General features: G+C 42.6%; 12 protein-coding genes. 1 reads left to right on the top strand and 11 read right to left on the bottom strand.

Going from position 1 to position 15985, the window contains the following annotated elements; genetic code table 11:
• Positions 1-150: 150 nt before the first annotated feature.
• Together PGH26_RS03245 and PGH26_RS03240 are read right to left on the bottom strand one after the other, a co-directional pair.
• Positions 151-1254: an amidohydrolase gene (locus PGH26_RS03245; RefSeq protein ID WP_323692599.1), complete on the bottom strand. Its 1104-nt coding sequence runs from the start codon at positions 1252-1254 to the stop codon at positions 151-153.
• A gap of 15 nt (positions 1255-1269) precedes the next feature.
• Positions 1270-2364, bottom strand: a complete 1095-nt coding sequence (locus tag PGH26_RS03240) for a glycosyltransferase (protein ID WP_323692598.1) — start codon at positions 2362-2364, stop codon at positions 1270-1272.
• A gap of 301 nt (positions 2365-2665) precedes the next feature.
• Here PGH26_RS03240 and PGH26_RS03235 point away from each other — a divergent pair, with 301 nt between their 5' ends.
• Entirely contained in the window at positions 2666-3565 is a 900-nt protein-coding gene (locus tag PGH26_RS03235; RefSeq protein ID WP_323692597.1) for a C40 family peptidase, read from the top strand.
• A gap of 153 nt (positions 3566-3718) precedes the next feature.
• On the opposite strand, the gene PGH26_RS03230 is transcribed toward PGH26_RS03235, so the two are convergent.
• The 9 genes from PGH26_RS03230 to leuC form a co-directional block, all read right to left on the bottom strand.
• A complete protein-coding gene (locus PGH26_RS03230; protein WP_323692596.1) occupies positions 3719-5407 on the bottom strand; it encodes a methyl-accepting chemotaxis protein in 1689 nt (562 codons plus the stop codon).
• A gap of 248 nt (positions 5408-5655) precedes the next feature.
• Positions 5656-7065, bottom strand: coding sequence for an argininosuccinate lyase (argH, locus tag PGH26_RS03225; protein WP_323692595.1), 1410 nt, complete (start codon positions 7063-7065; stop codon positions 5656-5658).
• 41 nt (positions 7066-7106) lie between these two features.
• Entirely contained in the window at positions 7107-8795 is a 1689-nt protein-coding gene (locus PGH26_RS03220; RefSeq protein WP_323692594.1) for an ABC transporter permease, read from the bottom strand.
• 58 nt (positions 8796-8853) lie between these two features.
• Positions 8854-9951 carry an ABC transporter ATP-binding protein gene (locus PGH26_RS03215; protein WP_323692593.1) on the bottom strand — a complete coding sequence of 366 codons (1098 nt, stop codon included), beginning with the start codon at positions 9949-9951 and terminating at the stop codon, positions 8854-8856.
• Between the two features lie 111 nt (positions 9952-10062).
• Complete coding sequence (locus tag PGH26_RS03210; protein WP_323692592.1) at positions 10063-11187, bottom strand: extracellular solute-binding protein; 1125 nt, start codon at positions 11185-11187, stop codon at positions 10063-10065.
• A 5-nt stretch (positions 11188-11192) separates the two neighbouring features.
• The gene (locus PGH26_RS03205; protein ID WP_323692591.1) at positions 11193-12368 is read right to left on the bottom strand and encodes an ROK family transcriptional regulator; all 1176 of its coding nucleotides are present in this window, start codon (positions 12366-12368) and stop codon (positions 11193-11195) included.
• A gap of 296 nt (positions 12369-12664) precedes the next feature.
• A complete protein-coding gene (locus tag PGH26_RS03200; RefSeq protein ID WP_323692590.1) occupies positions 12665-13837 on the bottom strand; it encodes a pyridoxal-phosphate-dependent aminotransferase family protein in 1173 nt (390 codons plus the stop codon).
• Positions 13838-13927: 90 nt separating this feature from the next.
• Positions 13928-14518 (bottom strand): 3-isopropylmalate dehydratase small subunit, encoded by a 591-nt coding sequence (gene leuD, locus PGH26_RS03195; RefSeq protein ID WP_323692589.1) that lies wholly within the window; start codon positions 14516-14518, stop codon positions 13928-13930.
• Between the two features lie 16 nt (positions 14519-14534).
• Complete coding sequence (gene leuC, locus PGH26_RS03190; RefSeq protein WP_323692588.1) at positions 14535-15944, bottom strand: 3-isopropylmalate dehydratase large subunit; 1410 nt, start codon at positions 15942-15944, stop codon at positions 14535-14537.
• Between the last annotated feature and the right edge of the window lie 41 nt (positions 15945-15985).

The raw sequence follows: 15985 nt of genomic DNA, 5'->3' as shown, positions 1-15985 counted from the left end.
TGTGTTTGATAAGTTTTAACATCTAAATAGTACTCCTATATTTCTTACTTTGCAAACAACGACACTTCATTACACATATTTCAATTCTTCATATAAATGACAACTATCACTAACTATTCAGCTATAAATCGACGTCATTTTGTCAACTTATTATGCTTTAAAACTAGCCCGTTTCAGTGTTTCAGCAAGAATTTCAGCGCCAGTTACGAGTGCATCCCGATTGAACGTCATTGCAGGATGATGCAAGCCTGGTCCTAAATCCGCACCAAGGCCAATCATAGTCGCTTTCAACTCTGGATTGCGAATCGTATAGAAATGGAAATCATCACTGCCTGAAGTGATCACGTCTTCAGCAAGACCGTCTTCTCCCAGTATTTCTAAAATACCCTCTCGTGCAATCGCCGCTGCTTCATCTGATACTTCCGCTGCCGGCGTATAGTCTGCCCATTCCAAATCGATTTTAGTACGATAGAGCTCAGCAATTTGCTGAATTCCTGTATCGACACGTTTTTTCAATTGCTGCAGCACGTCATTGGACTGGGCTCGGATGTCCAAACCGAACTTCGCAGAGCCTGGAATGATGTTCAAGCTTTCCCCTCCCGCTTGGATGTTCGTCAATTTCACAGAATACGCTTCGTACGGAGAAAATTGCAACGTCTTCAAAAACTGTCCGATCGCAAGCAGCGGGTCAATCGCGTTAACACCTTGATGCGGACGGGCTCCATGTGCATCAACACCAGTAATTTTCCCCTCTACAAAGTAAGCAGCCCCATGACGAATCGCAGCGGATGCTTTCCCCAACGGAAGTTCCTCTTGCGGCCGCAAATGGATGCCAAACATGCAGTTCACATCATCGACTGCTCCGCGGTCAATCATCGCATTTGACCCATTCCCCTTTTCTTCTGCCGGCTGGAAGATGAATCGGATTCTGCTCCCGAGGTTCTCTTCTTTCAAATGAGCAAGTGCCCCGAGCACCATCGCCATGTGACCGTCGTGCCCGCAGGAATGATTCGCCTGGAAGACCCCTTCGATTTCTTGCCACAAAGCATCGATATCTGCGCGTACCGCAACGACTGAATCCCCTTCCCCAATTTCTGCAATTGCGCCCGTCACATCTTCAAACGTTTTAAAAGGGACTTCCAATTCAGTAAGAATGCGTGCGATTTCCTGTGTAGTTTCAGTTTCTTTCCAACTTACTTCCGGATTCGCATGAAAGTGCTCAAACCAGTTTCTAATTTGTTGTGCGGCAGTCATCTCGTTATCCCCCTTTTAACGTGTACGTTCTGTTTCCCCATATATCTTCAATAGTTTTTCTAAAATCATCTCATACGAATGTTCATGAACGAGTTCTTCCCGCCGCTCGCGGTTACTCGTTTCATCAGCAGTAAGTGCTTGCTGAATTCCTGCTGCAAGGCCTTCCACTTCTCGGGCTGGTACTAAAATACCTGCACCGTCTGCTAACAAATAAGGCAATCCCCCCACATCAGAGGCAACAACGGGCGTTCCCGCAGCCATCGCTTCAAGCGCAACCAGACCAAACCCTTCATGGTATGACGGCAGTGCAAGAACATCTGCAGCTGCTAACCATTTCGCAAGTTCTTTCTGCGGTTTTGTACCTTCGAAGTGAATTCGACCTATTTGGCGTGCCGCGATGTACTGTTTAACTTCTTCCACAAAAGCAGCTGACTTTGCTGAACCTACTAAATGAAGTGAAACGCCTGGTAACTTATTCTGCAGTTCCTCAAATGCCTGAACTAACTCCAGAACTCCTTTTTCACGTATCAAGTTTCCGATAAAGAGGATCACTTGTTCACGTTGCGGCAAGTTAAGTTCGCTCCGTACCTGTTCTTTTACAAGCGGGTGAAATACCGTCCGGTCCACTCCCATACTCATCACTGTTACATTTGTTTCAAGCACACCGAAGTTTGTGACAACCTCTTGTTTCAGCCGTTCTCCCACTGTAATCACATGCGAAGCTTCCTGCAAAATGGTTTGTGTAAGGCCAGCAATTCTGGCATTTTTTTTCGCCATCTTGTCAATATCTCCGCCATGTACTGTCACAACGTAAGGAATTTTAAACAGCCGTTTTCCTATTAATGAAAGAAGACCCGTAGGAAACGCGTAATGAGCGTGCGTCAACGCAAGGTTACGCTGATTGCCAATAAGATAAAGCAAGGAACCGGCAAACCATTTTCCATACTTCAATAGCGATTGCACTTTTCCTCCTTTAGGATTGTCAATTGCTTTTACATCTGCAATTACTCCAGAGTCTTTCAGTAATTCCACTTGATTTTTCACAAAAATACCGTACGTAGGATGTTCATTAGATGGATACATATTGCTGAATACTACAATTTTTTTCATGTCAGCCCCGTTCTGCCGGATTCAACAGTCACGTTCCGGCAATTCGATAAGTTTGGTTACAAAGATACAGCAAATCCGTCTTTTTTTCACGTTCCATAGCAATTTTGCACAAAAATAAAAACGCAATCAACGGATTCGTTATCCGATAAACCGCGTCAAATCAGGGTTTTATACATCAATCGTGTATTTGTAACATCATTGTAATATAACTGTAACCGAAAACATGTTTAGCCTATGCTAAGATGTTCACAGATAAAGACACTGTCCTTGATACGGTGCGAAAGGGGAAACTGAAAAACTTATGAAACTGAAACGTCTCTTGGCATTTGGAATCGCCAGTTTATTAATTTCAACGTCCGTACCGTCTATGGCCTCTGCAAGCTCTGCAACTGACTTGGTAAATACAGCTAAGAATTACATAGGAACACCTTACCGATATGGCGGGACAAGCCTGACATCAGGCATCGACTGTTCTGCATATACGCAAGTTGTGTTCAAAAAGAACGGAAAATCACTTCCTCGTACAACAGGACAGCAATATCAGCAAGGTAAAGCAGTTTCTAAAAGCAACTTGACTACTGGCGATCTAGTTTTCTTCAACACAAGCGGTCGCGGTATCTCACACGTTGGAATTTACATCGGTTCTAGCAAGTTCATTCACGCTTCTACAAGCCAGGGTGTAACAATTTCATCTATCAACGATAAAGCTTATTGGAAGAGTCGTTATGTAGGCGCAAAACGCCCTGCAACATTTGGTGAAACTTCTGTAGCTTCAAAGCCAGCACCAACTGTAACTTATGCAACACGCGGACAAGTCGCGGGCATCGTTGTTAAGACTCTAGGTCTTCACAGAACTGGAAGCGACATGAGCTTCCCTGACGTTAACTCTAAAACACCTTATTATAACGAAATTATTGCTGCTGCTGAAGCAGGTATCTTCAGCGGAAACAACAGCGGTAACTTTAACCCTAACGATCCGTTGACTCGTTCACAAATGGCGAAAGTCCTGACGGATGCCTTCAACCTGACTACTTCAACTGATGTACCGTTTAAAGATGTACCTTCTGACTACTGGGCATTGAAATATGTAGGTGCACTTTATGCAAATGATGTAACTGCTGGTTACACAAACGGTAACTTCGGTGTTGACGATAAAGTTAAGATTCAAGACATGCAGCGCTTCTTGGACAACCTTAAATAAGATAAACAAACGTGGAAATCTCTTACTATAGAGTTTTCCACGTTTTTATTATATTAAACCTATTTTTCTAGATTCTTTATTTTTGGTTCTATTTTTTATAACCTAAAAACGCATCCCCTTTTTATTACAGGGAATGCGCTTTTTACTGTTCCGTTATACTTGGAACCTGCTAACCTCTTGCTGAAGCTCATCTGCGAGGCGTGTCAGGCTTTGTGCACTTGCGCTGATCTCTTCACTTACTGCAAGCTGTTCCTCTGTAGCAGAGCTTGTCTCTGTTGCTGAGATGGATGCTTGTCCGCTTAAGCGCTGTACTTCGCGAGCACCTTCTGTAACTTCATCAGCCATTGCTTGTATTTCTTCAATTGCTGCTGACACGGTTTCCACTTTGGCAGCTACATCTCCTACTGCTTGCTGGATGTCTTTAAATACTGCGTTGGATTCGGCCGTAGCTTTCATTCCGTTTTCAACCTTTTCATTGCCGGTTTCAATCGATTTCGTAGCTTTCTTTGAATATACTTGAATGTCACTCACCATAGTGCCAATCTCTGAGGCGGATGATTTAGACTGCTCCGCAAGTTTCCGAACTTCATCTGCAACCACTGCAAATCCTTTTCCAGCGTCACCCGCACGAGCCGCTTCAATCGCTGCGTTGAGTGCCAGCAAGTTGGTTTGTTCAGCAATTCCTGTAATAATTGCTGTCACTTTTTCAATTTCAGAAGAATGATCCGCCATCTCTTTCATGATTTTCGCTGTTTCGCGAATCGTTTCCCGGATCGTCTTCATTTCATTGACGACCTCATCCATTGAAGCAGATCCTTTTCCAACTAACTGAGTGACTGCTTCTGCAGATCGCAGCATGTCTTCATTGCTTTCTGATATCTCTCCAACGCCTATAGACAGCTCGCTCATAGATTGAGTAGATTGGTCCGTAATCCGCTGTTGACGCTCACTGCCCTCGAGCTGCTGCTCTGCAGTACTGGCAATTAGCTCGGACGAGGCCAAACTTTCTTCAGAACTTGCGGATAACTCTTCAGATTGCATCGCCAGCTGTTCGGCAGACACATTAATTTTGCGAATCATACTTGCTACATCTGCACCCATTTTGTTGAATGCATTTGCCATTTCCCCGACTTCGTCTTTACTTCGAACAACCAGCGGATCGATAGAGAAATTCCCATCCGCGATTTGATGCAGTCCTTCTGTTACAATCGCAACGGGTTTTGTAATCGAGCGGCTAATCCGTCGAGAAATTAATACTCCCGCCACGACTGCAATCATTATAATTGCTGCAATGATGATCGTCAGCTGAACCATCATCTGATTAACTTCTTTCCGTTTCGTTTCAAGTGCTTTATACTGGTTGTCTTTAATCATATCCGCACGGGTCATGACAACATTTCCTACGTCTTTAGATGCTTCAGACATCCATTTTGCGATATCATCTTTCCCCTGTTCTAAATTATCAACGATATTATTTTGAAGGGTCATCGACTTTTCGTTCGAATCGACGAGTGCTTCATATTCTTTTTTCATTTTAGCGCCGTTCATCATCTTGCCTAACTCTTGGATAAGCTGTTCAGAACGCTCATAGTTTTGCTGGCGTCTTTCCAACATCGTTTCATCTTGATAAAGCATATAGCCCCGGATATCACTTTGCATCTGTTCTTGCTTTAATACGAACTCATCCACGATATCTACTTTATGCACTTCATCATCGAGCATATTCTTATAATCATTGTTCAATTTTACAAGCAGCAGAATACTAGCAGCCCCAATTACAACTAGCAATACAAGTAATAGTCCGAATCCGTTCCTCAACTTCCCCGCAATTGTTCGTTTCACCCATTCCACCCCGATTTTATCTCTTTTTTCAGAAACGACGAACTTTACCAATCGTCTGAATAGTTATAACTAGTCCAATTATATCTGTTTATTATGAATAAATCACTACTTTTCGACCATTCCCCTCAAAATAATCTTCCCGTTATGCCTAAGTTTGATAAAAGACATGAAAAAACCGCGCTGCATAAGAGTTAGCGCGGTTTACGGTTATAGCATTCTTCATCACACGAAACACCGAATCTTACAAGCTACCCGGATTTTCTTTGACGGTCCGCAATCATTTCGCGAACTGTATCAGGATTTGGGCCTCCAGTGATGCCACGGCGCTGAATGAAAACAGCTGGATCGACAATCCCCTGCCAATCTGCTTCTGACAGCGTCACATCCTTCAGCCACTCATTTACAGTATCCACAGGAAGCTCATAGAGTTCTTTCTTCAGCGCTGTTGCATTGTTCGCTACTAAAGCAGCTTTACCATGTGCTTGACGGAATGACACATCATAGTCTCTAGCCAGCACATCTGCAAGTTCAGTAATTGTAATCATATTCTCCCTCGCTTGCTGGTGCGCTCGTTTCTTATCGAACTCCATCGTGATTATGACAGCATTCAATAATTTTAAAACTCGATCCGCTTTCTCGAACCCTTTATATAAATGAGGTTGTAAATCGTCTTCCGTATCGTTGATATCTCCATAAGGGGTGTTGTGAATCATATGGAGTACGGCAAGGCCCTCTGCTAGTGCACTTGAAGCAAGTGATCGGGAATGTTCAAGCGACACAGGATTGCGTTTCTGCGGCATAATGCTGCTGATTTGCACATAAGCATCCGAAACACGCAACAGCCCCACTTCTTTCGACGCCATTCTTAAGAGCTCTTGCACCCATCGCCCAATGTTGGTCATCAGGCTGATTAAACTTTGTGCAGCCTCCAGCAAATAGTCACCTGCACCAATTGCGTCGTACGAGTTTTCGATCAGCCCCTCAAAGTCCAGCAGACTGACCATTCGTTCGCGACTAATCGGGAAGCCTGTTGTCGTAATTGCCGCCGCTCCCATCGGGGACTGATTGACGGTCAGTCTAGCTCGTTCTAACCGGTCGATGTCACGGTTAAGCCCGTCATAGATGGCTGCGAGATAATGGCCAAATGTAGTAGGTTGTGCGGGCTGTGTATGCGTATGGGCTGGCATAATGGTTTCAACATGATGTTCAGCTTGAGTCAAGAGTGTCGCTGCCAATGTTTTTGCCAAGCCAATCGTATCTTGCAAGTGTTCCCGCAGCACAATACGATACATCGCTTCTCCCATATCATTACGGCTTTTAGCAATATGCATCTTTCCTGCTAAATCATCACCGATCAACTCACCGATTTTAGACTCTACCAGGAAGAAGAGATCTTCATATGCTGCCGAATAGCTAAATTCGTCATTTCCAAGCGCTTGAATTTCTTCAACAGCTTTTAAAATCTTCTCTGCTTCTTCAACTTCGATAATCTGTTGTTCTGACAGCATAGTTGTGTGAGCTTTGTGCACCGCCATCATCGCTTCAAATAAATAAGCTTTTTGGTCTTCAAACACAGGTTTCAGTAAAACTTCAGAATAGACTTTCCCCGGAAATGAACCTCCATCTTTAGTTTTAAACTCTTCAACTCTTGTCATCATTTTATGCACCTCAAGTAATTGCTATTTTTGAATCTAAATCTCTAGCCTAGTGACTTCTCAGCTTTGACCCCAAAGAATTTGCTTGAAATGAACATTACAATCGCAATTAAACCTACTTGAATCATTCCATATGCAGCTGCTTGACCAATATTGAACATTCGCAGTTGGTTCATGATTTCAATAGAAATTGGTCTGTTTCCAATTGTATAAAGTAAAACTGATGTCGGAAACTCACCAACAGCCTGCACGAATGCCAGTAATGTACCGCTTAGCACCCCGGGCATGATTATAGGTAAAACGACTTTTCTGAAAGTATAAAACCATTTCGCTCCTAAGTTTTGTGCAGCCTCCTCAATTGAATCATCAAGCTGTTCCAATACTGCATTAGTAGATCGAACAACCAATGGGAGGAACCTTACAAAGTACGCTAATGGTAAAATCCAAAAAGTTCCTACTAAAACCTTTCCAAAAGAGAAAGGAGAAGGCGTGTTGAAAGCTAAAATCATATTCATTCCTACTACTGTAGCTGGAAGCGCCCATGGAATCATCACTAAAATATCCAAAAGGTTTTTCCCGAAAAATTTGCGTTTAACTAACGCGTAAGAAGTGAAGATGCCAAAAATAAATACCCCTATACATGCAAGAAACGCCATTATCAAACTGTTTTTAACAGGCTCCCAAATGTATGGATCTTCAAAAAGCAAAATGAAGTTTTCAAAGTTAAAACTTTGCGGATAGGTTTGCCATGTCCATGCGCCGTCTGGTACTAGCGATAAAATAAGTAGTGTTACATGAGGTAACAGCAGTACAATCATGGCCAGTATTCCAATTGACACCATTACCCATTTTAAAAATGGATTATTAACCTCACTTCGGTGTGCCCCAATCCCCTTTAAAGCCATTCTGTAATCTTTGCGACTTTGAAACCACCGCATAAATAATAAAAATGAAATGGAGACCATTGATAGAATCACAGACTGTGTCGCAGCCATCTCTAAATCTCCATTAATTTTGGAGAAATAGATTTGAAGACTTAATACCCGAAAACCGCCTGCCAATAAAAACGGAGCACTAAAACTGGCCATAGAGACCATAAATACCAGAAGTGCTGCAGCAACAAGTCCTGGGGTCAATAAAGGAAATGTCACTTTCCAAAACACTTTAAATTTACTGGCCCCAAGATTTGAAGCCGCTTCTTCAAGTGACGGATCGATATTCCCTAAAGCTGATGAGCTGGTCATGTAAAAGTATGGATACATCGTGTATGCATGGACAAGTAAAATTCCTGAAATACCGCCTATACTAAAAGGTACATTTTTCAAATTAAAAATATCTTTGATAGCATTCGGAATCAAACCGGCTTCTCCATATAAAAACATGAAAGCCATTACCCCAACTAGGGAGGGCAATACAATAGGCATAATCGCAATGCCAGCGAAAAATTTTCTACCCGGGAAATCATAGCGGTTAAAAATATAAGCTAGTGGCAGACCAATGCATGCACTAAAGAATACAGAGGCTAATGATATCCATACTGAATTCCATAGCGCCTCGAAATTTGCTTTGGCTTTGGCACCAAAAAAGTCACTATAGTTTTGTAACGAAAATACACCATTCTTATGTATGCTCTCTAGCGCTGTTCGTAACGCAGGGTAAAGAACATAACCTCCTAGGACTAAAACAACTGGAATTAATAGCAAAATGGTTTTTCTTCGTTCTGCATTTAACATGTAAAATGCCTCCCTTTGCATCACGATCAGCTACTTTAACAAATAAATCAGGTTAACTTTATATATTCATTTCAGGAATAACCCTAATATGTTCCGCCGGAAACTGTACATAGACCTCATTTCCTTCATTTAAATATGTTGCAGGTCCTTTGTTTAAGTTCGTACTTTCAATTACGACTGTTTCAGTTAATTCAACATAGGTGTGTACTGCCGCCCCAGTAAACTGAACCGTTTTCACTATGCCTTTAAATACATTCACTCCTTCTAACGGCTGCTCAGACACTATCACGGCTTCAGGTCTTATCGACATGCGTAACTTATCAGTTTTATCGTATGCCGCTATATTCGCACTATCATTTTTCACTTCTATCTTACTGTCAAGTTCATGTAACTGGTAAGAATGGAAGTCTGTCGTTTGACTTAGATAGTCAATATTTAAAAGGTTTGTTTCTCCTATGAATTCTGCTACAAAGTCGTTAATAGGTTCATTATAAATCTCAGTAGGTGTCCCTACCTGCTGGCAGACTCCGTGACTGAAAACAGCTATTCTATCGCTCATTGTTAAGGCTTCAACCTGATCATGGGTGACATATATAGTAGTAATCTTATACTCTTGCTGCAGCCTTAATATCTCTGTACGCATTTCATCTCGCAAACGTGCATCTAAGTTACTGAGTGGTTCGTCTAAGAGTAAAATATCCGGTTCTATGACGATTGCTCTTGCGAGAGCTACACGCTGTTGCTGGCCGCCTGATAATTGACTGACCTGTCGATCAATATATTGATCTAATCGCACTTTCTTTAGAACCTCTACAACTTTTTCCTTAATTATATCTTTGGAAAGCTTTCTAACTTTCAGTCCAAAAGCGACATTTTCAAAGACAGTCATATGAGGAAAAAGTGCATAGTTTTGAAATACCATACCCGTATTTCTATTTTCAGGTGAAACAGTTGTCATGTTTCTCTCATTGAATCTCACTATCCCTTCAGTTGGATAGTAAAAACCGGCGATCATTCGAAGTGTTGTTGTTTTCCCACATCCACTCGGCCCTAAAAACGTGAAAAATTCTCCTTCTTTTATCAGTAAGTCCAGCTCTTTGACAGCAGTAACATCTCCAAACCGCTTGGTAATGGCTTCTAAATGGACGATTGACATCCCAACCAACCTCCTTCTTTGAAAAAGTATTCGACTATCATAAATTTTAGATATGATAGTCGAATGCTATTAATTAGTGTTCCTTTAAATTTTACGGAAGTAAAAATTCAATTATTCTTCGTCACTTTTATCTTTCTTTGTGTTTTTAATGTTGTTATCCCAATAATCCATCCACTCATCAGACTTCTCTTGGAATAATTTCCAATCAATATCCATTGGCTTAATCTTGTCTTCTGCTTCTTTAATCCACTCTGGCAGATCAGTGACGTCATCACGTGTTGGAATACGGTAATAGCTTTCAGCCAACAATTTAGCAGCCTCAGGAGTGTTTACAAACTCATAGAAAGCTTCAGCCGCATTAGGATGTGGAGCATCCTTTATGATGGCGATGCCTTCCGTTAGTACAGGAGTTCCGCTTTCCGGAAGTACATAATCGAAAGGATATCCTTTTTCCTTAGCCAGCATAACAGTATCTGGCATATTCCAAACTGTTAAGCTTCCAACTCCTTTCGCCACTTGGTTGTACATGATTTCTGGGTTGGCTGCATATTCCTTCGTGTTCATATCAAACTTCTTCAGCCATTCATAACCCTCTGCAGGATCTTCAGAGTCTTTATATGTTCTGTAAATCATAGAAGAATAGATAGTTCTCATTGTTCCGGATGCCAGCGGGTATCTAATAATGACTTCATCCTTCCATTTAGGATCAAGAAGGTCATCCCAGTCTTTTGGAGCATCTTCTTTAGAAATTTCCTTTGAGTTATACAAAATTACTTCTGGTGTCATCGATGTACCTGACCACATCCAATCTGGATCATGATAAATTTCATCAAGTGAGTCCGCGTAGGATGGTTTGTATTCAGCTAGTAAATCGTTATCTTTAGCTTGATCAAAGTTGACTTGCGGTGCCCCCCACCAAACGTCAGCCTGGGTATTATTCTTTTCCGAACGAATACGGTCTAAAATCTCTTGAGAACCCATATCTAAGAATTCCATCTTAATACCGTATTCCTCTTCAAATTGTTTTTGGAAGTCACTTAAAATATCCTTACCATGCGGAGAATATATGACGACTTTATCTTCAAGTTCTTTATTTTCTGCATCTCCATCTTTATTCTCTTCAGTATCACCAGCAGCCGGTTTTTCAGTTTTCTCTGAACTTCCAGCCATACAACCTCCTAACAATAATGCTGCCAGCAACACGAAAAACAAACCAAATTTAAATTGCATTTTCATCGACCTTACCCCTCTCTTTTTGTAGTGAATAACCCTCCATGCTCATTCAGCACCAATGCCACGGCACCAATTACTCCAGCCTTCTTACCAAAAGCTGATTGTACAATTTCACAAGATCTAGGTGTATAGCGATTCAGGATGTCGTTTATCATCGGCTGTATAACATCGAACGACTGGGTGACACCACCTCCTAGAATGACAATCTCAGGATCGAATAATGAAACATAGTTAGCGATTCCAATGGATAAATTTTCGATTGCTACTGTAACCACTTCAATCGCATCCGCGTTGCCTTTCCTGTATAACTCAAACGCCTCTAAAGAAGTAACTTCTCTTTCCAAACGATTTGACAAGTGTTCGCCAATTGAATTCCCGCCCGATACACTCTCTAAAAATCCATATCCTTTGACCGTTGGTTTATATAAACTCGCAAACTGACGATCAGTTACCATATAACCTATTTCTCCGGCACTGTAATTACTACCGCGATATATATTTCCTTGCAGCATGATACCGCTTCCAATTCCGGTTCCTACAGAGATATAAATCATGTTTGATGCATGTCTGCCTTTTCCTAACCACTTTTCACCAAGTAAACTTACATTTACATCATTATCAATAAAAACAGGCATTGACAGGATCTCTTCAATTTTTTTCCTAGCGGGGTAATTGCTCCATTTTAAAGCAGGTGCTTCAACTACAATCCCTGTTTCTAAATTTGTAATCCCAGGGACACCAACGCCAACCCCTAAAATATTTTGCTTATCAATACCACTTTCACTCAACATGACATCTACTTGGGTTTTAATCTCCACCAGTAACTTTTCGCCCAAGTTTTTCTGCGTTTCAAATTCTTTCAAGTTAACTAGTTCTCCCTGCAAATCTGTAATTCCGAGTACAACTCCGGTACCTCCAATATCAATTCCAATACAATACGCATTTTTAGCATTGAATCTAAGTTTTACTGGTTTTCTGCCTCCACTTGAAGATGCTTCACCACTTCCAGTTTCAATAATCCAGCCTTCTTCAATTAATTCTCCAACCAGGCTGGATACTGTCGGTTTACTCATAGATAAGTCTTTTGAAATCTGGACTCTAGTAGTCGGTTCCTCATCAATTATTCGTTGAAGGACTTTGCGTTTGTTTTCGTTTCTTAAAAATCCTAAACTCCCATTTTGCATTGCAACTGCCCCTTACTGTCGGTAGGTAGTAGTCAACATAAATCCAGTTAGTTAGTTAACAAAACTTACTAACTGAACATTAAGTATATTCTAAACCATCTAATTACCAATTGCAATAGTATTTTCTAAATATTCTAATTCAATGTTAAGCTTAGCATTTTCAATTAAACGACTTTAACTCTTGGTCAATAGTAAGCATTTAGTAAAAAGTGTATGAACTGTTATCATGTAAAAAAAACTACAAAGATTCACAAAGGAATTTTGTAGTCTTAATATTCTATAGCGAAAATAGGTTATTAGTTAATTGACAACGAACCCAACGTTTCCTGCAATGCAGATACCGCCTCTTCAACTGCCGCTTCATGCCCGCATTTTTGCAAGGCTTCGCCGATTTTTCGGATAGCGGTTTCGAGCATATCTGGCGTTGTGTTGCCCATATGGCCGATTCTGAAAGCTTTTCCAGCTAGATGTGCAAGAGCGCCTGATAAAATCACGCCTTCTTTGGCTAACTCCGCCCGGAATGCGGCATCGTCTACACCTTCCGGATAATAGATACAACTCAATGTCGGTGCTGCGTCTTTTTCTTCAGCCAGCGGCACCATGCCATAGACTCGCAGCGCAGAGCGAACAGCACGTCCGTAAGCTTTATGCCGCTCGTAACGTTCTTTGAGACCTTCTTCTTCAACAATACGTAATCCTTCTTCAAGCGCGCAGATCATATTGACAGGCGGTGTTGCGAAATATTTGGATGGATCATGCATGACGGGAATCCAGTTGTGGATATCACAATAATAAGCAGATACCGATTTCATTTCGTTTCGCGCTTTCAACGCAGCTTGACTAAATGCCACGATGCCAACGCCTGGCGGAACACCGATCGCTTTTTGCGAACCGGTTAAGACAATGTCGATTGCAGTGTCTGGACCTGCATAATTGTGCTGCATATCTTCCGGCATCGCAGTTGTTGCACATACTCCATCAACTATAGCCAGCGCGCCGTGCTGTTTAATAAGCGGGATCAATTCCCCTAAACTTGCTTGAACGCCCGTTGACGTGTCGGCATGGGTCACAGTGACCGCTTTATATTGGTTTTTCTCTAAGTGTTCTTTGACGTGTTTCAAATCGACTTGTTTGCCCCACTCTGCCTGCAACAAGTCAATATGGATTCCGAATGCTTGTCCGAGTTTAATGAAACGATCTCCAAAATACCCATGACTGATGATTAAGAGCTTTTCCCCCGGGGCTATCGTGTTAACGAGCGCCATTTCCATAGCAAGTGTCCCGGAGCCTGCGACGATGAATACTTCCCCATCGGTATTCAAAATTCGCTTAGTGCGTTCAATCGCCTTCTTAAAACGACTCACAAATCGCGGGTCTGTATGTGCGCGCGTCTCCTCCCCCAGTGCATCGTAAATCGAATCGACGACAGGCGTCGGCCCAGGTATGAGCAGCAAGTCTTCATTTCTCAATCAAATTCCCCCAATAATCAGATTGTTGTACACACAAAATTTCGACATCGTTCATGTATTTTCCTTTATTACGAAAAAAAACCCGTTATCTCAACGGGCAATGCGTTCTTCATAGGCAGCGATTTGGTCTTCATATTGAAAAGTTAGAGAGATTTCATCCCAGCCATTCAGCAGCATCTGACGTGAATACGGATCGATATCAAAAGTCAGAATTTCTTCCGTATCTGTACGAGTGACCGTCTGATGCTCTAAGTTCACAGTTAGTTCAATCGGACTTTTTTGGCCATCTGCAAGTAATGAATCGATTTCGCTTTGAGCGAGTCGAATCGGCAGGATGCCATTTTTGAAACAGTTACTATAGAAGATATCCGCAAATCCCGGTGCGATCACTACTCGGAATCCATAGTCAAGAATTGCCCACGGAGCATGTTCACGGGAAGAGCCGCATCCGAAGTTTTCATCCGCTACTAAAATTTTTGAACCTTCAAATCTAGGATCATTCAGAACAAATTCGGTATTCGCATTGCCTTCACTGTCAAACCGCCAATGATAAAACAAATACTTTCCGAATCCTGTACGTTCAATTCGCTTTAAAAACTCTTTAGAAATGATCTGGTCCGTATCGACATTTTTCCGGTCTAACGGAGTCATAACACTTGTGACAACATTAATCGGTTCCATAAGTATGCTCCTCCCTTCAGCCCTGCAGCGCAGGTACTTTCCGAATATCCGTAAACCGTCCTGCAATTGCAGCCGCTGCCGCCATCGCCGGACTGACCAGATGCGTCCGCGCGCCAGCACCTTGGCGTCCTTCAAAGTTCCGGTTTGACGTAGATGCACACCGTTCACCTGCAGGAACGATGTCATCATTCATTGCCAGACACATACTGCATCCGGATTCACGCCATTCAAATCCGGCCGCTTTAAATACTTCGTCCAGCCCTTCTTGTTCTGCAAGTCGCTTCACAGAACGTGATCCAGGAACGACAATCGCGGTGACGGCCGGATGAACTTGCTGTCCTTGCACAATTGCCGCGGCTGCACGCAAGTCACTTAAACGTGCATTCGTACACGATCCGATAAAGACATGCTGGATGGAAATATCGGATAGCGGCATCCCTTCTTCCAGTCCCATATAAGCGATTGCTTTTTTCAACGCTTCTTTGTCAGACGGTGATGCATAATCAGACGCATACGGTACGCGGCCACTAATTCCTGTTCCCATCGCAGGGTTCGTTCCCCACGTTACATAGGGTTCAATGTCGGCCGCATCTAGAGTCAGCGTTGTGTCATAGACCGCACCTTCATCTGTCGCAAGTGCCAGCCATTCTGCCGCAGCCGCTTCAAATGCTTCACCTTCAGGAACGTGGCGACGGCCTCTTAAATACTCAACCGTCGTTTCATCCGGGCTGATCAATCCTGCTTTTGCGCCTGCTTCGATCGACATGTTGCAAATTGTCATCCGTTCTTCCATCGACAAGTTTCGGATTGCTTCACCGGTGAATTCAATGATATGACCGGTTCCAACGTCAATTCCAAACTTTGCAATGACAGCGAGGATCACATCTTTTGCAGTCACACCCGTACCTAATTCTCCTGAAATTTTCACTTCCATTGTCTTAGGACGGCGTTGCCAAAGGGTTTGAGTTGAAAGTACGTGCTCCACTTCACTCGTTCCGATTCCGAACGCGATCGCACCGAACGCACCATGTGTGGATGTATGGCTGTCTCCGCAAACAATAGTGCGGCCAGGCTGTGTTAGCCCAAGCTCAGGTCCGATAATGTGGACACTCCCTTGGTCCGGGTGTGTCATATGCGCAAGTTCAATCCCGAATTCTTCACAGTTCTTTTCAAGTGTCGTCATTTGTTTCTGAGCAGTCGGATCGCTGACTGTTTCAATATTACGTGTCGGTACGTTATGGTCCATCGTCGCATAACATCGTTCCGGACGCCGCACTTGGCGGCCTGCAAGCCGTAATCCTTCAAACGCTTGGGGAGAAGTCACTTCATGGAGGAGATGGAGGTCGATGTAGAGCAAATCAGGTTTCCCTTCTTCTTCTGTCACGACATGTCGATCCCAAACCTTTTCAATAATTGTTTTTACCATTTCCAATTCCCCTTTCCATGAGTGGCAGCATGCAGGACGCC

Source organism: Sporosarcina jeotgali, assembly GCF_033304595.1.
In the GTDB taxonomy this organism is placed as follows: Bacteria; Bacillota; Bacilli; order Bacillales_A; family Planococcaceae; genus Sporosarcina; species Sporosarcina jeotgali.
The sequence above is the reverse complement of the archived record's forward strand: the minus strand, read 5'-3'. Positions and strand labels throughout refer to the sequence as shown.

Excerpts from the sequence above, each read along its gene's own strand:
- PGH26_RS03245 (WP_323692599.1), bottom strand. The coding sequence starts at position 1,254 with ATGACTGCCGCACAACAAATTAGAAACTGGTTTGAGCACTTTCATGCG.
- PGH26_RS03240 (WP_323692598.1), bottom strand. The coding sequence starts at position 2,364 with ATGAAAAAAATTGTAGTATTCAGCAATATGTATCCATCTAATGAACAT.
- PGH26_RS03235 (WP_323692597.1), top strand. The coding sequence starts at position 2,666 with ATGAAACTGAAACGTCTCTTGGCATTTGGAATCGCCAGTTTATTAATT.
- argH (WP_323692595.1), bottom strand. The coding sequence starts at position 7,065 with ATGATGACAAGAGTTGAAGAGTTTAAAACTAAAGATGGAGGTTCATTT.
- PGH26_RS03220 (WP_323692594.1), bottom strand. The coding sequence starts at position 8,795 with ATGTTAAATGCAGAACGAAGAAAAACCATTTTGCTATTAATTCCAGTT.
- PGH26_RS03215 (WP_323692593.1), bottom strand. The coding sequence starts at position 9,951 with ATGTCAATCGTCCATTTAGAAGCCATTACCAAGCGGTTTGGAGATGTT.
- PGH26_RS03210 (WP_323692592.1), bottom strand. The coding sequence starts at position 11,187 with ATGAAAATGCAATTTAAATTTGGTTTGTTTTTCGTGTTGCTGGCAGCA.
- PGH26_RS03205 (WP_323692591.1), bottom strand. The coding sequence starts at position 12,368 with ATGCAAAATGGGAGTTTAGGATTTTTAAGAAACGAAAACAAACGCAAA.
- leuD (WP_323692589.1), bottom strand. The coding sequence starts at position 14,518 with ATGGAACCGATTAATGTTGTCACAAGTGTTATGACTCCGTTAGACCGG.
- leuC (WP_323692588.1), bottom strand. The coding sequence starts at position 15,944 with ATGGTAAAAACAATTATTGAAAAGGTTTGGGATCGACATGTCGTGACA.